Origin of the sequence: Pontixanthobacter aestiaquae (genome assembly GCF_009827455.1) — a bacterium.
Classification (GTDB): domain Bacteria; phylum Pseudomonadota; class Alphaproteobacteria; order Sphingomonadales; family Sphingomonadaceae; genus Pontixanthobacter; species Pontixanthobacter aestiaquae.
Map to the genome: position 1 here is coordinate 914,590 of NZ_WTYZ01000001.1, position 20,543 is coordinate 935,132.

The following is a 20,543-nucleotide window of genomic DNA, read 5'->3' on the forward strand; positions in this document are numbered from 1 at the left end:
TCACCAATAATAGAACACGCTGACGATATGCGCGGCAAGGGCAGCAATCAGCGCAATCGTTGCGGGTATATGGATGAACAGCCACACTTCGAGCAGCGCACGGTAGCGCATGTGGCGGCGGATTTGGCCGAGCTGTGATTTGCGGCGCCCGAGCAGGGCCGCGACTTTTTCTTCCTTCTTGTTGATCGACCCGGGTGGAAAGGCGTGTTGCGCCCGGGCGGTGGCGCAGCGCGGATAAGTGCCGGTCAAGCGTGCCAGGAAACCCGCTTTGAACACGTCCTGTTTCAGCGCATCGATCACCGCATCTGCCTCGCTCCGGCCAAGCGGTTGTGCAGCAGTTTCCAATTGACGGTCGATAGCCGCCAGCGCTTCCACCATCTGACCGCGCGTCATCTCGCGCGCATTATTGCTGAGCGAGCGCGGCAGCGTCGCATAGACAGAAATGCCGTAAATGCCGGACACCACCACCAGCATCATCAACGCCCAGGCAAGCGTATGGACATTCCAGCCAAGCTGGAAGCCGGTGTGCATCGTTCCGATTACAATGAGCGCGAGGCCGAGATAGACATGCGCGCTGGTCCACGCCTTCAGGCTCCACCGGCCCGGGCTCATATTGCGTTTTCGGATGCCCAACAGCGAGAGCCAAACGATCAGCAACGCCCCGATCGTGCCCAGCGTATAACCGTACCATGTTCCGCCATTATGGCGCGGTTCCACATCGACGAGGAAGTAAGAAACGATCACAATCAGGCACAAAACGACCGAGACTTTCAGCCAGCGCATTCGTTTGTGGCTGAGGAAGCTCTCATGATCGGTATCGCGGCGCTGCTCGGCGCGTTCAAAGTTTGCGCTGGAGGCCATCAGTCGACATCCTCAGCCAATTTGGTGAAAGTCAGGAATTTTTCAGGCGCCACGCGAATTGCTGCGCCGGTTGGGCAAGCTCGCACGCAGGCCGGGCCGCCATCAATCCCTGCGCACATATCGCATTTAATCGCTTGCTTGGCCTGCTCGAGGCCTTTTTTGTCTGCGGTTTTTTTGCGCCAGCTATAGCTTGCCTCACCCGGACCGGGGCCTGCGCCAAATAGCAGCCATGACAGAAGCGACGGCTTCTTGGGCGGCTTGGCGTCCATCCGGATCACGCCATAGGGACAATTGCGCTGACAATTGCCGCATCCGATGCAGGTTTCGTCGATGAACACTTCGCCATCTGGGCCGCGCTTGATCGCGTTGGGCGGGCAATCGGCCATGCAATGCGGGTGCTCGCAGTGGCGGCACGATGTTGGGACATGAAGATGCGCGTATGTACGCCCAGCCTCGCGGTCGAGGCGGCTCAGGCCTTCATGGCTGTCGGCGCAGGCTTTCTCGCAATTGTCACAGCCGACGCACAGTGTTTCATCGATCAGCAGGACGTCGGTCGCCTCGCCAATGCCGTTATCGACGAGGAACTTGGCGGTTTCTGAATACATATCGACCGCGCTGCTGAAGCTTTCCTTGCGCTCTTCGACGAAGGAGTTGACCTGCCGCCGCGATGCCATGTCGCTGAGCGCGCGTTCGCGCAGTGCAGGGTTCTTCTCCATCAGACGCAGGAACGTGTCACCGGGTAATTTGACGACTTCGGATTTGATTGCAGCTTTTACCGTGGCGGTACGTGGGCTGCCGTCGATGACCGCCATTTCGCCGAAATAGGAGCCTGCAGGCAGGTAGGAGAGGAAGATCGGTTTGCCGCCGAGGTTTTTCTCGACGATCATCGAGCCTTGCTGGATCACGAAGATGTCTTTGTCATCGCCGCCTTCTTCGACGACATTCTGGCCTGCGCGGATTTCGACCACTTCGGCGGCTTCAACCAGCTCGGAAACGTCCTCTTTGGTCAGGCCCGAGCCAAACATTTGCAGCAATTGCCGCTCAATAGTGATGCGATTGACCGCGCGGCCAGCGCTCGGGACTGTTGCGATCAGTTTAAGAGCGGCGGTGCGTGAAAGTTCGAGCGTCACGGTTGGTTCGGCAGCGCGAATAGTCGAGCCCCGGCGGCGACCGGAAATTAGGCCAACTTCGCCAAAAATGGAGCCTTGCTCGATCGGTACTGTGATGGAGCTATCGTCCGGATTGACCTCGACCAGCACTGACCCTTCGGCGATGCAGAACATCGATGATCCCGGATCATTGCGGACGAAAATCACATCATTACTGTCAAAGGCTGCAACATCGCTATCGAGCATTAGCTCACGCATTTGCAGCGGAGAGAGCTCGTTCAGGATTACGATATTCGCGCGGAATATCTCCAACCATTCATCGACGCTGCGGTTGCCCGGCAGCGCAGCAAATTTTTCGGCAAGAATGGGTTCATCCGCTGGCTTGAGATCGTGGTTCCCGTTCAGGAATTCGATCACGTCATAGCCCTGGTTCATGCAGTGCTTGATGAGCGGATATCCCGCTAACGCACCGATCACATGAATGCCGTTCTTTGTTGTCTCGAAGCTTGGCGTCAACTTGGGAAAGGCGCTGCGTTCTTCGCTGGTGAATTCAATCCCGCAGCCCTCAACGAAACCGCGTGGAGGCTGGGAGCCGGTCCGCGCGATAATTCGGTCGCATCTGATCGTTTCGGTGCCGTCACGCGTTTCCAAGACCAGCTCGTTGTCGCGCACTTCGCTCGGGTTGGTTTCGCGGCGGACGGCAATGCGGCCCTCGCGCTCAGCTTCCTCCAGCAAGGCGACATTGGCGGGTTTGGCGCGAGCAAATTCAGCGCGCCGGTTGAGGATCGACACTGTGTTGCGCTGCGCCGGATCAGCGGCGAGGCCCAATGCGTTCTCGATCCCCGCATCGCCCGAACCGACAACCGTTATATGCTCGTCGAAATATTCACCTGGATCATCCAACTGATACTGGATCAAGGGCAGATCAGAACCGGGACAGCGCAGCTTGTTCGGGTTGCCTTGGGTGCCGATGGCCATAACCACGGCCTCGGCTTGAATAGTGTCGCCGCCTTTCAGCTCAATCGTAAAATTACCGGTCTCGCCAGTGATCGCGGTGACTTCGGAATTGAGCCGCACATTGACTTTGTGCTCTTCAATCTGGGCATCCCATGTGCCCAGAATATGTTCGCGCTTGCCAGCCTCGAAGTCGATGTCGCTGCGCAGCACCAGATTGCTGGGCGTCGCCATCACATGCTTGCCCTTCTGGTACTTGAAAATCGTATCGGACAGGTGATCGGTCTTCTCGATCAGGATATGCGGCATGCCCAGCTCGGCCGCACGCGCAGCCGCCGAGAGGCCCGCTGGCCCCGATCCGACAATCACTACGCGGTATTTCTCCGACATCCATCCCCCCGATGACAAGTGCGACCCTATCATCGTCCGGCTGCGATAATAGGCAAATCACGACAAATCACCAGTAACAATTGCCCGCTAAATTCCGCGCTGCTAGCCACCCGCAATGACAGAGAAAACCGAATCCAGCGCGGCCGCCGAAACTTCCAGCGAAAGCGGCATGTCGCGCGTCAGCATCATTGTCCTGATCGCAGCGCTCGTGTTGGCAGGCGGTGCGGTGGCGTATCGTATGCTGGCCGATGGCGCGGACCACACAGTTCCAGTGGTTGTGGAAGCAGCATTCCCTCCGACTATCGAGGCGCTGAAAACAGCTGCAGAGGCTGATCCGCTTAATCCCGGGCCATGGCAGGAACTTGGTTTCGCCTACTACCAAACAGAGCAATATGAAGAGGCGGCGCGCGCGTATCGTCAGGCTGTCGAAGGCGACAAGGAGAATGCGGTCCTGTGGTCATCGCTGGGTGAGGCGCGATTGATGGCAACTGACTCTTCTGAAATGCCCGCAAATGCGGTGAGTGCATTTGAGAAGGCTCTCGAACTTGACCCGACCGATGCCCGGGCGCGCTATTTTCTCGCGGTAAAGAAGGATCTGGCGAGGGATCACGAGGGGGCGATCACCGATTGGTTGGCACTGCTGGAAGATACCCCGCCGGGCGCGCCGTGGGAGAACAATCTGCGTCAGACTATCGAACAGATCGGCAAAATCAACAATATTGAAGTGGCAGCGCGGATTGCCGCAGCGAACAAGCAGCGCCCCGCAGCGCCTCCCGCGCAAGCGCTCACTGCTGGCAACGCGATACCCGGACCGAGCTGGGAGCAGATCGCTGCCGCCGGTGCGATTGCTCCGGGTGAGCAGCGCGATATGGCAGTGAGCATGGTCGAAAGCCTCGATGCGAAGCTGCGCGCGAACCCGGCCAATCCTGATGGGTGGGTGATGCTTATGCGCAGCCGCATGACATTGGGGGAACCTGACAAAGCGAGCCAAGCGTTGAAAGATGCGATTGCGGGCAATCCCGGTGATGCGTCTCGGCTGCGCAAGGAAGCGGCCGCGCTTCGCATTGAATAGCATACCTTTCACATGAAAATCATCTTCAGCCGCAAGGGCTTTGATAGTGCAGCGGGCGGCGGTGCTTCGCCCATTGTAGATGGTTGCCCGATTAGTCTGCCAATCCCGAGTGCAGGGCATTCGGTCACTACGTATGGCGATCTCGGGCTTGGCGAACATGTTAAGGTGGCCAGTCGCGGAAAGCTGGGCGCGACGGACTTTTGCCATCATGATCCGATGTTTCGGGCTGACGGCATGTGCTTGTTTGGCCAGCATGCCGCGGCGCAAACGCATCTGGCTAACCAGGGGGTCGGTGTAGGCGACGTGTTCGTATTCTTCGGGCTGTTTCGTGAAGAAGCAACGGGCGAACCGCACCACCGGATATTCGGCTATCAAGTGGTCGAGGAAATCGTTGACCTTGTTTTCTGTGATGATGATCGCCGCGCGGAACTAGCCGCGATGGGCCATCCCCACGCGCTGGGGATGCATAGCAAGAACGATATGATTTACATCGGACGCGGCGATACCGCGAAAGCCAATGATACAGAGCTGCGTTTGACAGTGCCGGATGGCCCGCCCAGCCTGTGGAACCGCCCGGATTGGCTGATGCGCGGCGGGCTATCCTATCATGATCGCGCAGATCGCTGGATACGCGGGGGGAAGTTACGAAGTGTCGCGCGCGGGCAGGAATTCGTCGCCGATATCGGGCGCCGCAAGGCCCCGCGCGATTGGCTGGATCACATTATCGCCGTTATCGGTAGGTCTTGATAATAGACGAGAAATCCAAGCCGCCATTTCCGGCGGCATCGTAATCCTCATATAACGAGGCTGCGCGCGAACTGAGCGGAACAGCGCTGCCGGAATTATCCGCCGCTTCCATCGCCAGCCGCAGGTCCTTGAGCATCAGTGCTGTCGCAAAGCCACCTTGGTACTGGTTGTCAGCCGGGCTTTCGACACCCACTCCGGGCATTGGGGTATAGGCGTTGAGGGACCAATTATAACCGGAAGACTGGCTGCTGATCTCATAGAAAGTTTGCGGATTAAGACCGAGTTTCTCGGCCATTTTCATTGCCTCACAGGTGCCGATCATATGCACCGCGAGCAGCATATTGTTGCAGATCTTCGCTGTTTGGCCTGCACCAGCATCGCCTGCGTGAATCACCGCTTTGCCCATGGCGTGCAGGATCGGTTCGGCGCGGCTGAAGGCGCTTGTCGTGCCGCCGACCATAAAGGTCAGCGTGCCGCCATTTGCCGCCGCGATACCGCCAGAAACCGGCGCATCGACCATTTCGTAACCCGCGTGGGTGGCGGCACCAGCGACTTCCTTCGCGGTTGCAACGTCGATGGTCGAGCAGTCGAGAAACACGGTTCCGGCGGGCGCATTGCCGAACACATCCTTCGTATAGACCGATTTCACAATCGCCCCGTTCGGAAGCATCGAGACTACCGCATCGACGCTGTGAACCGCTTCGCTTGCAGCCATAAAGGTCGAGCAGCCATTGTCCTTGGCCAGATCGAGCGCATCGCTGCTCAGATCGAAAGCGTTCACCTCATGGCCCGCTTTGACGAGATTAGCAGCCATTCCGCCGCCCATATTGCCCAGTCCGATAAAGGCGATCTTCATGTTAACGACCCTTCCAATTGCCTTCGCGCTTTTCGATAAAGGCCGCCATTCCCTCGGCCTTGTCTTCGCTGGCGGTCAGGATCTGGAAGAGGCGGCGTTCGAAGATGATGCCTTGATCAAGGCCGGTTTCAAACGCGGCATTGACCATTTCCTTGTTGGCGACGGCTGCCATCGGCGGCATGCCCGCAATCAGAGCGGCACTTTTCATTGCTTCGTCGAGCAGATCATCCTGCGGCACAACGCGCGCGACCAGATTTGCGCGCTCGGCCTCTTCCGCGCCCATCATCCGGCCGGTCAGGCACATTTCCATAGCTTTGGCTTTGCCAACGGCGCGAGTCAGGCGTTGGCTGCCGCCCATGCCTGGGGCAACGCCCAGTTTGATTTCAGGTTGCCCGAATTTCGCGTTCTCCGAAGCGATGATGAAGTCTGCCATCATCGCCAGTTCGCATCCGCCGCCCAGCGCAAAGCCGTTGACCGCTGCGATCCACGGTTTGCGGACTTTCTTGACGATCTCGCTGGTCCATTTGCCGAAGAAGTCGTCGAGATAGAAATCCGCAGCGGCTTTCTCGGACATCTCTTTGATGTCAGCGCCCGCTGCAAAAGCCTTGTCACCCGATCCCGTCAGGACGGCGCAACGCTGGCTGGCGTCTGCCTCAAACTTGCCGAATGCGTCGATCAAATCGTCGAGCACCTGGCTGTTAAGCGCATTCAGTGACTTGGGGCGATTGAGCGTAATCAGCGTAACTGCATCGCGCTGTTCGACTGTGATGGTTTCGTAGCTCATAGTTTCTCCGTCATTGCGAGGAGCCGCAGGCGACGCGGCAATCCATTGCGTAGTTCCATGGATTGCCGCGCTTCGCTCGCAATGACGAAGAAGGCAACCGTATATTCTCTAACTCAAAGGCACCCACTCTTCACTCTCTGGCAGCGGTGCGAAGATGCTGTCGATCAGTTGCTCGCTCACGCCTTCGGGTGTCGCGGGGTTCCACTTGGGATCATGCGTTTTGTCGATGATCACAGCGCGTACGCCCTCGGCGAAATCGGGACGCAGCAGCACACGCGATCCAATTCGGTATTCCATTCGCATATTATCGGCGAAGTCTGTCAGCTTGGCGCTTTCGGCCAATTGGCGCAGCGCAACCTTCTGCGTCTGCGGGCTCTTGGTGCCTAGCGTGTCGCGTTCCTTCACGGCCCAATCGCTATCGTCCGCATCGAGGCTCGCGATAATGTCTTCGAGCGTATCGGAAGCGAAGTGCTTGGCAATCTTGTCGGCATTCTTTTCGATCCGCGCTTCGGGCGGGGTGCCGACCATTTCCGACAATACGCCGCTAATCCGGTCCGGCTTTTCAATGATCCGCGCTTTGGCGTCGGCAGTCATTTCACTTGGTAGATAATGCGTGGCAAGGCCTGCCCAGAGGCATTCCGCGCCATCAAGCCGCGCTCCGGTAAGGGCAAGGAACTGGCCGAGCCGTCCGCCCAGACGTGACAAATGCCACCCGCCGCCCACATCGGGGAACAGGCCGATACCTGTTTCGGGCATCGCAAAGCGTGTGTTCTCTGTCGCGACACGGAACTTTGCGGGCAGGGCAATGCCCACGCCGCCGCCCATGGTGATACCGTCCATGAAGCACACAATCGGCTTCGGATAGGTCATCATCTGATGGTTTAGCTGATACTCGTCATGAAAGAACTTACGACCCGCAATGCCGCCGTCTTCTAGTGCCGATTTGCGCAGAAGATTGATATCTCCGCCCGCGCAGAAGCCGCGTCCCTCCGCATGATCGAGGATGACGGCTTCGATGGCATCATCATTCGCCCATTCGGTGAGCGCCGCACTCATCGCGTGACACATATCGAGCGTCAGCGCGTGCAGCGCCTTTGGCCGGTTCAGTGAGATATGCCCGACTGCGCCGTGTTTATGAATATGAACTTGGTCGGTCATCAGCCCTGCCTCAGCAGATCGCGGCCCACGATCATCCGCATGACCTGATTGGTGCCTTCGAGGATCGAGTGTACGCGCAGATCGCGCCAAAAGCGCTCGATCGGATATTCGCGCAGATAGCCATAGCCGCCGAACAGTTGCAGTGCATTGTTTACGACATTGCTGCCGCTATCGGTCGCGAGCCGCTTGGCCATGGCCGAGAAGCGCGATTTGTCGGGCGCATTGTCGGTGACTTTTGCGGCCGCAAGATAGAGCAACGCGCGTGCCGCCTCCAATTCGGTTGCCATATCGGCGAGCATAAATTGGGTGTTCTGGAAGTCGGCAATCGGTGTATCGAATTGCTTACGCTCTTTGGTGTAGGCAATCGCCTCGTCCAGACACCGCTGCGCGCCGCCAAGCGAGCAGGCGCCGATATTGAGCCGTCCGCCATCGAGACCCATCATCGCGAAACGGAAGCCTTCTCCTTCGTCGCCAACGCGGTTGCTGACGGGTACTTTCGCATCTTCGAAGATCAGTTGCGCAGTCGGGCTGGCGTTCCAGCCGAGTTTCTTCTCCGGCTTGCCGAATGTCAGGCCCGGCGTGTCCTTGTCTACCACGAGGCAGGTGATGCCCTTCGACTTATGCTCGCTGGTGCGTACCATCACCACATAGACATCGTTAAACCCGCTGCCCGAGATAAACTGCTTGGTTCCGTTCAGCACATAGTGATCGCCGTCCAGCTTGGCGGTGGTCTTGAGGCCAGCGGCGTCCGATCCGCTTCCCGGCTCGGTCAGCGCGTAGCTAGCAATTTTGTCCATGGTAACAAGATCGGGAAGGTAGCGATCTTTTAGCTCCTGCCCGCCAAAAGCGTCGATCATCCACGCTGCCATATTGTGGATCGAGATATAGGCGCTGGTCGCGGGGCAGCCATAGGCCATCGCTTCCATTATCAACGCAGCTTCAAGCCGGCCCAGCGCGATACCGCCTGACTCTTCGGACACATAGATCGCGCCAAAGCCGAGCTCTCCGGTTCGTTGGACGACATCGCGCGGGAAGTGTGCCTTCTCATCCCATTCGGCGGCGAAGGGTGTGATATTATCGGCGGTGAAACGCTGCGCCATTTCCTGGATCGCAAGCTGGTCTTCATTGAGTTGGAATTGGTTGGTCATAAGGGTCCGTTAGCGTAATTATTCGGTTGTTGCATCCGTTGTGTCGGCTTCCAAGCCGAGCACGCGGGTGCGGAAAAGCTCATTGGCGATTTTTGTGTCGTTGCGTTCGTACCAACGCGGTGCGGGCAGCGCGCGTTCCCATGCGATGGACTCGATCAACGTGCCCTGCGCGTAAGGAACATCGGTCTGAATCTGCGCGATGGGGTCTGCAAAAGCTTCATCGGCAGAGATGATTGTCCAGCCTCTGGCTTTCAGCGCGGCGATCAAATCATCAAGGAACAGGGCGGCCAGATCGGTTTCGTGAAGCAGCATGACTTGGGCGGGCGCGCGGCCCAGAGCTTTGAGGCTCAACCCATGTGTGAATTCGGCAGACCCGACATGGCTCTCTACATAGAGGTTGCGCAGCGCGGCCATATCGACCGTATGACCGTCCTTCTTGGCGTTGATTGCGGCCTGTTCGTAAAACCAGTCCGAGGCATCGACGGTAACATAGCCATTAGTCAGGCCGCGTTCCGTCAATCCTGCGCGGATTGCATCGCGCTTGACCTTGTCCTTTCCGCCTTCATCAAGAAACGGGAAGCGGAACCACGGCCGAAATCCCTCGCGGCCTTTTAACCAATCCGCTGCTGCGTCGACATTGGCGAGATAATCTGCCGTACCAGTATCACGCAATTGCGGGTGTGTAGCGGTGTGATTGGCGATGACGTGCCCGGCGGCGACATAGTGCGCGATCCGTTGTTCAGTGCCGGGGTAATCATCATTCTTGCCCGGGTTGAGGAAGAACGCGGCTTGTGTATCGCCGAGTGCTTCGATGATGTGCGCCGCTCGCTTGTCGGCATCATCATAAAACGCGCCGAGATTGCGCGGAATATCGTCGAAAGTCAGCGCAATGCGCATTTCGGCTTGTACGGGCTGTTCGGCGCCATCGCGCGCGGTCGCTGCGCAGGCCAGCAGCATAGAGCCTAGCCAGAAAGTCAGGACCGCGCGCCAGATCATGCGTTGCCGACCACGGCTTCAGCCTCGATCTCGACCAGCCACTCGGGCCGGCACAGCGTTGCCACTCCGACCATAGTCGCAGCGGGCCGTGCTTCGCCAAAGAACCGCGCGTGGACTTCGCCGACTGCACCTTGTTCGTCGATTTCGGTGAGAAACATACGGGTGCGGACGACATCTCTTGCGTTGCCGCCTAATGCCTCAATAGCTTTCACGATGAGAGTGCAGCATCGCGCGGCTTGCTCGGCCGCTCCGCCGGCGGTGGTTTGGCCGTCATCCTCAATCGGCCCGGTTCCGGCTACGATAATACGGTTACCCTCGCGGATTGCGCGGCTGAAGCCGAATTGCTCTTCAAAAGGTGAACCGGAAGTGGTGCGGTCTCTCATGCTTTGTCCTTTATCGCCTCGCAAACATCGCCTTTTGCCGCCTCGACGACGCGTGCGTAGTCCTCGTCGGTCGGCGCCAAACGGCGAATAAGGATAATGCCTTTTTTCGATGGAGCCGCGTTAGTCTGGTCCGAGAGCCAAGGTGGAAACAAGAAGACTTCGCGCTGTTCCCCTTCGCCGCGCACCGTGCGGAAATTATTCGTTTCTGCATCGAAAAAGGATAAACTTGAGTAGGCGTCATAGGCCGCCATTTTCACGCGGACGCCATTGGTCGCTGCGCTCAGGTCAAACCGGCAAGCGGAATAGGCAAGATCCGGTGATGGGCGGACAACGCTTTGCGTGTCAGGGCGCATTTGCGGGGCTAGATTGAATGCGTGTACCGCCGTGCCGCGTTCTCCGAGCATGGTATAGGCGCGGTCCATGATGAAGGACGGCGCGTAATGCACGATGCCAAAATGGGTTGCGAGGCCGAGCACCATGCTTGCAGCGAGTGGACCGATCAGGCGCTTCATGATGCACCTCCTGCGCAGGCGAGACGTTCGACCGAGGGTGCCTCAATCATCTCTTCAGGCTGCTCAAGCACACCGTCATCGGGCACATAGAGCCGGAAAGTCAGATCGAAATTGCCGGCGGCCTTGCTCGATATCCAGCCGCCATCCTCGCCGGGTTGCTCAGCGGAGATAATGGCCGACCATGCGCCATTGTCGTTGCCCTGCGCCTCGGCGCGGCTGGCATCGAAGCTGAGCGCGTTGTCGGTGTTGTCCGGCAGGAAATTCTCGGCATCGTAAAGCGTCACAGACCACCACTGCGCAGGCATAGTGCCGCCGCTCAAAAGGTAACTACAGCCCTCAGTGAAAGGGCGTCCGCTATCATCGACTGTGCGGGTGAAATAGACCGCCTCTGTGTTTGCTAGAGCCAGCAAACCGTGCCGCGCGATCCGAGCGCGGAAATAAGGACTGGCGTCCTCTGACCCCATTGCGAAATCGCCGTACCATTTTTTGATTTCAATGGACCCACCCGTGCGACGATCGCCCGGTAGCAAGCCAGCCATTGCCAGCGCGGAATAGCCGCCGATGCCTATACCGATAATGGCAAATCCGAGATAGGTGAGCAGTCGCTTCACGACCAATCACCCCATCGTTGGAATAACAAATGCGTTGCTGCCATCACCGCCGCCATCAGGCCAGCGCTGGGTGACTTTCTTGACCTTCGTCCAGAATTTCAGACCTTCGGTGCCATATTGATCGGTGTCGCCGAATCCGCTGCGTTTCCATCCGCCGAAGCTGTGATAGCTGACCGGCACAGGAATCGGCACATTGATGCCAACCATGCCGACATTGACGCGGCTGGCAAATTCGCGCGCGGCGTGACCGTTGCGGGTAAAGATCGCGACGCCATTGCCATATTGGTGATCACTGGGAAGTTTGACGGCTTCCTCGAAATCCTTGGCGCGGACAATTTGCAGAACAGGGCCGAAAATCTCTTCCTGATAGCTTTTCATTTGCGGCGTCACATTGTCGATCAGCGTGGGTCCGATGAAGAAGCCTTTTTCATGGCCTTGCAGTTCAAAGCCGCGACCGTCGATCACGATATCGCCGCCTTCCTGCTCGGCAATAGTGATCCATTCCTCAACGCGCGCCTTGTGCTCTGGCGTTACGACCGGGCCGTAATGCGCATCGGGATCGTTGGACACACCAACGCGCAGTGCATTGATCGCCGGGATCAGCTTTTCCTTGAGCCGTTCTGCGGTGTCTTCGCCGACCGGAACAACGACGGGCAAAGCCATGCAGCGTTCACCAGCTGAGCCGAACGCGGCACCCGCCAGGTCGTTGACCACTTGATCGAGATCGGCGTCGGGCATCACAATGCCGTGATTCTTCGCGCCGCCCATCGCCTGTACACGTTTGCCATTATCGACGCCGCGCTTGTAAACATAATGCGCGATATCGGATGAGCCAACGAAGCTGATCGCCGCGATATCTGCATGGTCGAGGATCGCGTCGACCATTTCCTTATCGCCATGCACGACTTGCAGTAGCCCCTCGGGCGCACCCGCTTCGACGAATAATTCGGCGAGACGAACCGGTACACTTGGATCACGCTCCGATGGCTTTAGGATAAAGGCGTTGCCCGCGGCGATTGCCATGCCGAACATCCACATCGGGATCATTGCCGGGAAGTTGAACGGCGTGATGCCCGCGCCAATGCCGAGTGGCTGACGGCTGGAATAAACATCGATGCCCGGGCCTGCGCCGAGCGTGTATTCGCCCTTCAGAACCTGCGGGATACCGCAGGCATATTCGATCACTTCGAGACCGCGCTGCACATCGCCCTTGGCATCGTCGACGACTTTGCCGTGCTCGCTCGAGAGCAGTTCGGCCAGTTCCTGCATATTTTGCTCGATCAGTTCCTTGAACTTGAACATCACGCGGGCGCGCTTTTGCGGGTTGGTTGCAGCCCATGCCGGTTGGACTTTTTTGGCGGTTGCTACGGCTTTGTCGAGCAACACTGCATCGCCGAGAGCGACCTCGGCCTGTACTTCTCCGGTCGATGGATTCCAAATCTGATGTTTCCGTCCAGCAGAGCTTGCCGCTCCATCTACCATAAAGTGATTGACCTGACGCATTGCGCATCTCCTGCAAAGTCTGTTGTTCTTTTGTTGCGCGCAGCCCTAGCGCGTTTGGGCCAGTAAAGCGACTCTTGTGGCGCAAAAAGGGCAATCGGGAAGCAAATCCTTCACGCGCTTTGCGTTCATCAATCGCGGCGCGCGCGCCAGCCAGTCAGGTGGCGCGTTCGGCTACCCGGTAGGCCAGCATTCCAGCGAGCATCGACAAGACGAAAATTCCGGCGGGAATTAGATTGGTTGCAAGCGATGCGATTGCGGGCCCGGGGCAGAGACCGGCAATGCCCCAACCGATCCCGAACAAGGCTGCGCCGCCCAGTAGCTTGCGGTCAATCAGCCCGGTGCTTGGTAAGGAAAATTCGTCACAAGCAACCGGTGTGTGCATCCGGCGCTGGATAAGCCAAGCCGCCGCCATCACTATCGTTGCGCCGCCCATAACAAATGCCAGTGTGGGATCCCAAGCACCGAAAATGTCGAGGAAGCCGCGCACTCGCATCGGGTCTATCATGCCCGATAGTGCCAGGCCGAACCCGAAAATGCTGCCGGACAGAAGCGCAAGCAAGGAGCGGATCATGACCACGCTCCCAACACTGCGTTCGATATCGCGACAGTGGCCATGCCGCTACCAATGAACGTTACCGTGGCAAGCAATGATCGCGGGCTCAAGCGTGACATCCCGCACACGCCATGACCGCTGGTGCAGCCGCTTCCCATCCTCGTTCCGAAACCCACAATCAGCCCGCCTGCAACCAGCCAGCTGTAGGATGGAGGGTACGTAGCAACTATCGGGCCGTTGAGACCGGTAAAGACAGCAGCGCCCAGAACCAGTCCGCCAACAAACAGGACAGCCACAGGCCATGGCGCGCCGCTGTTGCTGATGCCTGTTGCACGCGCTGCCATGCCGCTAACACCTGCGATTCTGCCTAGCCCGAGCAGCATGATTGCAGCCGCCAATCCTATCAGCAGTCCGCCAAGCAGCCCTTCAAGCGGGGCCGCATCAGGAAATCCGGAAAGCATCATACCGCATTTACCGGAATGCGGATGTAGCTGACGCCATTATCGTCCGGATCGGGAAGCCGCCCGCCGCGGATATTCACTTGCACTGACGGCAGGATCAATGTGGGCATCGCCAGATTCTTGTCACGGGCGGTTCGCATAGCGACGAATTCCTTTTCGCTGATTCCGTCCTTCACATGGACATTGAGGTCTCGTTGTTGGCCGACATTCGTCTCCCACGCATAGTCATCGCGCCCCGGCGCTTTATAATCGTGGCACAGAAATATTCGTGTTTCGCGCGGCAGTGTCAAAAGCCTCTTGATGGACCGGTATAGCTGGGCGGCATCGCCACCAGGAAAATCGGCTCGCGCTGTCCCGAAGTCGGGCATGAATAGCGTGTCTCCGACAAATGCTGCGTCGCCGATTATAAATGCCATATCAGCGGGCGTGTGTCCGGGCACATGGAGCGCTATCGCGTCAATCCCGCCCAGCGCAAAGCGGTCGCCATCGTCGAATAAATGATCGAACTGTGATCCGTCGCGCTCGAATTCGCTGCCAGCGTTAAAGAGCTTCCCGAAAACGTTTTGTACCTGGGTAATTTCACGCCCGATGGCCAGCTTTCCTCCGAGCTTTTCTTGCAAATACGGTGCGGCAGACAAATGATCGGCATGTGCATGGGTCTCCATCAGCCAAACGACCGTAAGCCCACGCGCCTCGACATATTCTATGATCCGTTCCGCTGAGACAAAAGATGTGCGGCCAGCCGCAGCATCATAATCAAGCACAGAGTCGATAATAGCGGCTTCACATGTAGCCGGATCGTGCACAACATAGCTAATTGTATTGGTCGCTTCGTCAAAGAAGCCGGCAATTGTTGGTTTCTTCGAACGGTCTGCGCGTGCCGCTTCGACCTGCTGGTTTGCAGAGTGCAAAAACGGATCATCCAGAACGCCAGCCATTGGTCATCTCCATTGCTCGTGATCTCTATATAGGGACACAAGTCAAAGGCGAAAACACCTAGACCGCGATATCGCCGGTAGCGTAGGTGCCAAGGAGAGTGATGCGGGTGTAGCTCAATGGTAGAGCAGCAGCTTCCCAAGCTGACGACGAGGGTTCGATTCCCTTCACCCGCTCCAGATTGAGGGGAGAGTAGAGTGCCGAATACAGGACGCGATGCCTATTATATGGCGGACCTGTATGGCGAGATGCAGCTGGCTGAGCCGGCTGCAAAGCGCACGATTGGGTCCTATGTTCCTGGCATAGTGCTGGTCGCTGTGGCCGCGCTGGCCTCATTGTGGCTGAGCGAACATTACGGCCCGCCGGCAATTCTGATGGGGCTGCTGATCGGGCTCGCGCTCAATTTTGTCAGCGCTGACAAGCGGCTGTCTGCGGGCCTCGATCTGGCGTCGCAGACGTTGCTGCGTATTGGCATTGTGCTGATCGGTTTGCGGATTACCTTTGCGGAGATCACCGATCTGGGCATCGCGCCGTTTATTATGCTGATCGGCATCATGACTGCTGTCATTCTGGTCGGCGTGTTCACCGCTAAGCTGTTTAAGCAGAATATGCTATTCGGGCTGCTCGCAGGCGGGGCAACGGCGATTTGCGGCATTTCTGCGGCACTCGCTTTGTGGAGCATCATCGGCGAGAAACGCGTCGGTCAATCGCAATTTACGATTGTTGTTCTGGGCATCACCATTGCCAGCGCCGTTGCGATGACATTCTATCCCGCGATTGCCGGTTTTCTGGGCCTCTCGGACCGGCAGGCAGGCTTCCTGATCGGCGCCTCGATCCATGATGTTGCGCAGTCCATTGGCGGCGGGTTTGCCTATTCGGACGCTGCCGGTGAAGTTGCGACAGTCGTGAAACTCTCGCGGGTGACATTGCTGGTTCCGGTGCTGCTGATCGTAACGCTGATACTGCAAAAACTGGGCAGCGGCCCGGAGGAGGGCGGCAAGTTCAACCTGCGTCAGGGTCTGCCATGGTTCATCATCGGCTTCGTGGCGCTGGTAGCGCTGAATAGCATGGTGACTTTGCCCGAAGTGGTGGTGGTAACGGGCACCAGCACGGCGAGCACTTTGCTGTTGTTTGCGGTAATTGCTGCAGCAATCAAATCCAATCTGGCGGGCCTGTTGTCGCATGGCTTGCGGTCATTCGGTCCGGTTATTATGACGACACTAACCGCGTTCCTGCTGGCCTTGCTAGCGGTGCAGGCCTTATAATTTGTCCGGACAAATATTGCGACGGTTTATGAAGTCGGATACAGGCGGCGTGAGCGCCCGGCTCGCCAAATACACGGAGTGACAATGAGCATCTTTACCGACCACCCTAGATCAGTCGGCGAGACTTACGCGGAGCATTTCCGTGCTGCGACAAGTTTCGGCATTCCGATGATTACCGCGGGTGTGGCGTGCGTGCTGCACGGCATTTTCCCGTTTATGTTCGAGAAGACCGGCAGCAATCTCGTGCGGCGACTCTATGACCGGATGGTTGTGAACCGCGTGAAGATGACCCACGAAACTACCGATGGTCAACAGATCGACTGGTGCATTTGACACCTTATCTTGGCGGCATCCTGATCGCACCGTCAAGCCGGAACTGGTGGCCGTTAATATAAGTGTTGCTGGCGATCTCGACGATAAGCGAGGCAAATTCTTCCGGTTCACCCAGACGTTTGGGGAAAGGCACGCTTGCATTGAGCTGATCCCACATTTTCGGGTTGCGGTCTTTCATGCCCAGCATCAGCGGTGTCGCGAAGATCCCCGGCATCACCGAGTTCACGCGGATGCCCATATCCATAAGATCGCGCGCCATCGGCAGGACCATGCCGTTCACGCCCGATTTGCAGCTGCCATAGATCGTCTGCCCGATCTGCCCGTCCTGCGCCGCGACGGATGCGGTCAGCGTGATTGATCCCCGTTCGCCGTCATCGTTGAGCGGCTCTGAATTGGCCATGCCCAAAGCGGAATGGGAGGCGATGCGGTAGCTTGCCACCAGAATACCCTCTGCGCCGAATGCGTAATCTTCAGTAGGCAAGCGTTTGTAGCAATGGTTTTCCTTGTCCCAGCCTAGCGTCTTGCCGCGTTTGCTCGCCATCGCACAGTGGACAGTGACTCGTTCCTGACCGTTGGCCGCTCGCGCCGCCTCAAAGCCGTCGACCACCGATTGCTCGTCCATGATGTTAACGTGATGGAAAGTGCCGCCGATCGCTTTCGCATGCGCCTTACCATCTTCATCGTTGATGTCGAAAATTGCGACTTTCACCCCGGCATCGGCGAGTGCTTTCGCGCTCGCTTTCCCAAGGCCCGAGGCACCGCCTGTTACAATTGCGGCCATCCCTGCTTCGAGTTTCATATTTGTCTCCCCCAATCACTTCAGACTGTGCGCTGACAGACTGCATTTGCGCAAGGGAATTGCCATGTGTTCTTACAGTTCTGTCACACAAAAGCTGTCGATTGTAATGCAATCGTCTCCATATTGTCGCTTAGCAGTCATGCCCCGCGCCTAGGCGCGCCTCAACAACGAATTGAGGGGTATCGACCATGAAACATACACGACTGATTATAACCACCTGCGCAGCGGCTTTGGCTGCGGGTATTGCATCACCGGTAATCGCCGGCGATGTTTCCGGCTTCGTAGTGGACGGCAGCGACACGGTGGCGCTGCAAGCTGCAGAAGTGACTATTGTCGAATTGGGCCGGACAGCGAAAGCAGAGAATGATGGCAGCTTCTTCTTCGGCAATGTGCCCGAAGGAACATACACCATTGTTGCCAGCTATGTCGGTGCGGAGAGTGTCTCCCAAACCGTGGAAGTGCCTGCAACCGGTGTCGTTCGGGTCAATTTCAGTGTTGGCAGCGCTGATGGTGAGATATTGGTGGTTGGCCAGAGTGCCAACCTTGCCAGCGCGCTCAGCCGCAAACGTAATGCGGACGGTGTAAGCGACGTTCTGACCCGCGATGCGATTGGTCAGTTCCCCGATCAAAACGTCGCCGAATCGCTGCGCCGTGTGCCTGGCGTCAATGTGCTTAACGATCAGGGCGAGGGGCGGTTTGTATCGGTGCGCGGACTTGATCCGGGCCTCAACGCAACTTCGCTCAACGGGGTGCGTTTGCCTGCGCCTGAAGGCGATGTGCGGTCGGTGGCGCTCGATGTCATCTCCAGCGACATTATTGAATCTATCGAGATCAAGAAATCGCTCACGCCCGATATGGATGGCGACACGATCGGCGCGTCGATCGAGATCAACACGACCAGCGCATTCTCTCGCAAGAAAGACTTACTGACCGCGAAGGTCGAAGGGAGCTATAACCGGCTCGCCGATGCACTGACGCCCAAGGGCAGCGTCGACTTTGCGACCAAGCTCAGCGACAATTTCGGCGTGTCGGGCGGAGTGTCGTTCTATCGCCGGAAATTCGAGACCGACAATATCGAGGCGGATGATTGGGAAGATGTCGGCTCCGGCCCGTTTGCTACCGAAGTCCAGTACCGCGACTATGATGTAGAGCGGGAACGGTTTAGCGCGACGCTTGGATTCGATTTCCGGATCGGCGACAGCACGGAGCTTTATGCCAAGGGTGTGTGGAGCCAGTTTGACGATCAGGAATTCCGCCGCCGCCTGACTTTCGATCTGGGCGATTTCGATGGCGGCGCGAGCAGCCAGACGGGGACTACTGCGACATTCAGCGATGCCGATGAAGAGTTCACTGTCGAGCGAGATGTGAAAGACCGGTTCGAGCGTCAACGTGTCCGCAGCATCGTCCTCGGCGGTGAGACCGAAACCAATGGTTGGCGCGCCGAATATTCGCTCGCCTATTCAAAATCATCCGAACTTGAGAATGGCTCAGTCGATCCGACCCAGTTCGAGCGAGATTTTGACAATGACGGGCTGATCGTCGGCTTTGACTATAGCGACCCGCGCGTGCCGCTCTACTCGGTAACGGGCAGCACGGCGGACTTCTTCGACCCGGCTAGATACGAGCTGAAAGATGTCGAACTTACCGTGCTGTCCGACGCGCAGGACGAGGAATGGGCGGCCAAGTTTGATCTGGCGCGTGAGTTCCTGCTCGATAGCGGGTCGTTCACGGTGCAAGCGGGCTTCAAAGGCCGCTGGCGCGAGAAAAGCTTCAACAAGAATGTCGAGTTCTACGAATATGATGGTCCAGGTGATTACACGCTCGGCGATGTCGTGGGTACGCAAACCTACCGGATTACCGACCTGTCGCCACTACCCGACGCGGTGGCGCCGACAATATTCTTCCGCGACAATTTCAACCTGTTCGAATTGCAGGACGCGGATTCGCAATTCGACTCGGCGGTTGAGGATTACCGTGTCGATGAGGATGTGATGGCAGGTTATTTGTTGGGCCGTCTGGAAACCGACAGCCTGCTCATCATCGGCGGCGTCCGCTATGAGCGGACCGACAATGTTATCACTGGCAACAACGTCACTCTTTTCGAAGAGGATGCGACATTGCCCGATGGTAGCACAGCTGCCGATGATACGGTGATCGTTACCCCGACCACATTTGACCGCGACTATGAGCATTGGCTGCCGAGCCTGAACATCCGCTACGAAGCGCAAGACGATCTGATTGTCCGCCTCGCAGGATATCGCAGCATTGTTCGCCCGCGGCTCGGCAAACTGGCGCCGCGCTTTGCGGTCGAAGTCAACGATGATGACGAAATCGAGGGCGAGTTCGGAAATCCGGGACTGGTCCCGTTCGAGGCATGGAACTTCGACGCTACGGCGGAATATTACATGTCATCCAACGGTGCGATTACTGCCGGTTTCTTCTACAAGGATATCACGAACTTCATCGTGGATGCCGAAGTTGACACGCCGGGCGTGTTCAACGGGATCGCGTTTGATGAAGCGGTTATACCAATCAACGGGCCAAGCGGTGAAGTGTTCGGCGTGGAACTGGGCTTTGCGCAGAGTTTCGACTTTTTACCGGGCATTCTCAGCGGACTGATCCTGCAAGCGAATTACACCTTCACCGACGCAACCGGCAGTGTGCCCGATGGATCATTCACCGATGTCGCTTCGGTTGATAGCTTCCGCGATGTGCCGCTGCCATCATCGTCCAGGCATACTTTCAACGGTGTAATCGGATATGAGAAAGGCCCTCTCGAGATGCGTCTGGCGGGCACCTATCGCGACAAATATCTCGACGAACTGGGCGGCTCGCCGAGTAGCGACCGGTATGTCGATGACCACTTCCAGCTCGATTTCAGTGCAAAGTTCAAAGTGAACGAAAACATCAAACTGTTCTACGAATGGATCAACATCAACTACGCCAAATATTTTGCCTATAACAACCTTGGCGGTCAGCAAAATCTGTATCAGTATGAGGAATATAACTGGACCATGAAGTTCGGCGCGCGGGTAACTTTCTGATGCGAAATCAATTTTTCGGAGCAGTAGCGCTGGTAGCTCTCTTGGGGGGGTGTGCGACGCCAATGGTG

Annotated in this window: 20 protein-coding genes and 1 tRNA gene; 6 read left to right on the top strand and 15 right to left on the bottom strand. The window is 57.6% G+C overall.

Annotated features, from left to right (window positions below; translation table 11 throughout):
• Complete coding sequence (locus GRI35_RS04300) at window positions 1–861, bottom strand: hypothetical protein (RefSeq protein WP_160613029.1); 861 nt, start codon at window positions 859–861, stop codon at window positions 1–3.
• On the bottom strand, window positions 861–3,314 hold the full coding sequence (locus GRI35_RS04305; protein ID WP_160613030.1) for an NAD(P)-binding domain-containing protein: 2,454 nt from the start codon (window positions 3,312–3,314) through the stop codon (window positions 861–863). The genes GRI35_RS04300 and GRI35_RS04305 overlap by 1 nt, the downstream gene beginning before the upstream one ends.
• A 115-nt stretch (window positions 3,315–3,429) precedes the next feature.
• Here GRI35_RS04305 and GRI35_RS04310 point away from each other — a divergent pair, with 115 nt between their 5' ends.
• Complete coding sequence (locus tag GRI35_RS04310) at window positions 3,430–4,386, top strand: tetratricopeptide repeat protein (protein WP_235900133.1); 957 nt, start codon at window positions 3,430–3,432, stop codon at window positions 4,384–4,386.
• Between the two features lie 12 nt (window positions 4,387–4,398).
• Window positions 4,399–5,133 carry an Nmad3 family putative nucleotide modification protein gene (locus GRI35_RS04315; RefSeq protein ID WP_160613031.1) on the top strand — a complete coding sequence of 245 codons (735 nt, stop codon included), beginning with the start codon at window positions 4,399–4,401 and terminating at the stop codon, window positions 5,131–5,133.
• On the opposite strand, the gene mmsB is transcribed toward GRI35_RS04315, so the two are convergent.
• The 12 genes from mmsB to GRI35_RS04375 form a co-directional block, all read right to left on the bottom strand.
• Window positions 5,117–6,007, bottom strand: coding sequence for a 3-hydroxyisobutyrate dehydrogenase (gene mmsB, locus GRI35_RS04320; RefSeq protein ID WP_290259009.1), 891 nt, complete (start codon window positions 6,005–6,007; stop codon window positions 5,117–5,119). The genes GRI35_RS04315 and mmsB overlap by 17 nt on opposite strands.
• Window positions 5,991–6,773, bottom strand: coding sequence for an enoyl-CoA hydratase-related protein (locus GRI35_RS04325; protein ID WP_160613033.1), 783 nt, complete (start codon window positions 6,771–6,773; stop codon window positions 5,991–5,993). The genes mmsB and GRI35_RS04325 overlap by 17 nt, the downstream gene beginning before the upstream one ends.
• A 108-nt stretch (window positions 6,774–6,881) precedes the next feature.
• Window positions 6,882–7,931 (bottom strand): enoyl-CoA hydratase/isomerase family protein, encoded by a 1,050-nt coding sequence (locus GRI35_RS04330; protein ID WP_160613034.1) that lies wholly within the window; start codon window positions 7,929–7,931, stop codon window positions 6,882–6,884.
• A complete protein-coding gene (locus GRI35_RS04335; RefSeq protein WP_160613035.1) occupies window positions 7,931–9,079 on the bottom strand; it encodes an acyl-CoA dehydrogenase family protein in 1,149 nt (382 codons plus the stop codon). Before GRI35_RS04335 ends, GRI35_RS04330 begins: the two co-directional genes overlap by 1 nt.
• Before the next feature lie 18 nt (window positions 9,080–9,097).
• Complete coding sequence (locus GRI35_RS04340; RefSeq protein ID WP_160613036.1) at window positions 9,098–10,075, bottom strand: polysaccharide deacetylase family protein; 978 nt, start codon at window positions 10,073–10,075, stop codon at window positions 9,098–9,100.
• Window positions 10,072–10,458, bottom strand: coding sequence for a RidA family protein (locus GRI35_RS04345; RefSeq protein WP_160613037.1), 387 nt, complete (start codon window positions 10,456–10,458; stop codon window positions 10,072–10,074). The genes GRI35_RS04340 and GRI35_RS04345 overlap by 4 nt, the downstream gene beginning before the upstream one ends.
• Entirely contained in the window at window positions 10,455–10,970 is a 516-nt protein-coding gene (locus tag GRI35_RS04350) for a DUF1254 domain-containing protein (RefSeq protein ID WP_160613038.1), read from the bottom strand. The genes GRI35_RS04345 and GRI35_RS04350 overlap by 4 nt, the downstream gene beginning before the upstream one ends.
• Window positions 10,967–11,581: a DUF1214 domain-containing protein gene (locus GRI35_RS04355; RefSeq protein ID WP_160613039.1), complete on the bottom strand. Its 615-nt coding sequence runs from the start codon at window positions 11,579–11,581 to the stop codon at window positions 10,967–10,969. Before GRI35_RS04355 ends, GRI35_RS04350 begins: the two co-directional genes overlap by 4 nt.
• Window positions 11,582–11,587: 6 nt before the next feature.
• Window positions 11,588–13,084 carry a CoA-acylating methylmalonate-semialdehyde dehydrogenase gene (locus GRI35_RS04360; protein ID WP_160613040.1) on the bottom strand — a complete coding sequence of 499 codons (1,497 nt, stop codon included), beginning with the start codon at window positions 13,082–13,084 and terminating at the stop codon, window positions 11,588–11,590.
• Between the two features lie 154 nt (window positions 13,085–13,238).
• Window positions 13,239–13,655, bottom strand: coding sequence for a DUF6691 family protein (locus GRI35_RS04365; RefSeq protein ID WP_160613041.1), 417 nt, complete (start codon window positions 13,653–13,655; stop codon window positions 13,239–13,241).
• On the bottom strand, window positions 13,652–14,101 hold the full coding sequence (locus tag GRI35_RS04370) for a YeeE/YedE family protein (protein ID WP_202390504.1): 450 nt from the start codon (window positions 14,099–14,101) through the stop codon (window positions 13,652–13,654). Before GRI35_RS04370 ends, GRI35_RS04365 begins: the two co-directional genes overlap by 4 nt.
• Complete coding sequence (locus tag GRI35_RS04375; RefSeq protein WP_160613042.1) at window positions 14,098–15,036, bottom strand: MBL fold metallo-hydrolase; 939 nt, start codon at window positions 15,034–15,036, stop codon at window positions 14,098–14,100. The genes GRI35_RS04370 and GRI35_RS04375 overlap by 4 nt, the downstream gene beginning before the upstream one ends.
• A gap of 103 nt (window positions 15,037–15,139) precedes the next feature.
• Here GRI35_RS04375 and GRI35_RS04380 point away from each other — a divergent pair.
• The 3 genes from GRI35_RS04380 to GRI35_RS04390 all read left to right on the top strand — a co-directional run bounded on the left by GRI35_RS04380 (window position 15,140) and on the right by GRI35_RS04390 (window position 16,632).
• Window positions 15,140–15,213, top strand: a tRNA-Gly gene (locus GRI35_RS04380).
• Between the two features lie 18 nt (window positions 15,214–15,231).
• On the top strand, window positions 15,232–16,299 hold the full coding sequence (locus tag GRI35_RS04385) for a YeiH family protein (RefSeq protein ID WP_290258942.1): 1,068 nt from the start codon (window positions 15,232–15,234) through the stop codon (window positions 16,297–16,299).
• An 84-nt stretch (window positions 16,300–16,383) separates the two neighbouring features.
• On the top strand, window positions 16,384–16,632 hold the full coding sequence (locus GRI35_RS04390) for a DUF6356 family protein (RefSeq protein ID WP_160613043.1): 249 nt from the start codon (window positions 16,384–16,386) through the stop codon (window positions 16,630–16,632).
• Window positions 16,633–16,636: 4 nt separating this feature from the next.
• Here GRI35_RS04390 and GRI35_RS04395 read toward each other — a convergent pair whose 3' ends face one another.
• Window positions 16,637–17,431, bottom strand: coding sequence for an SDR family oxidoreductase (locus tag GRI35_RS04395; protein WP_160613044.1), 795 nt, complete (start codon window positions 17,429–17,431; stop codon window positions 16,637–16,639).
• A gap of 188 nt (window positions 17,432–17,619) precedes the next feature.
• Here GRI35_RS04395 and GRI35_RS04400 point away from each other — a divergent pair, with 188 nt between their 5' ends.
• Window positions 17,620–20,475, top strand: coding sequence for a TonB-dependent receptor (locus GRI35_RS04400; RefSeq protein WP_160613045.1), 2,856 nt, complete (start codon window positions 17,620–17,622; stop codon window positions 20,473–20,475).
• Window positions 20,476–20,543 lie beyond the last annotated feature (68 nt).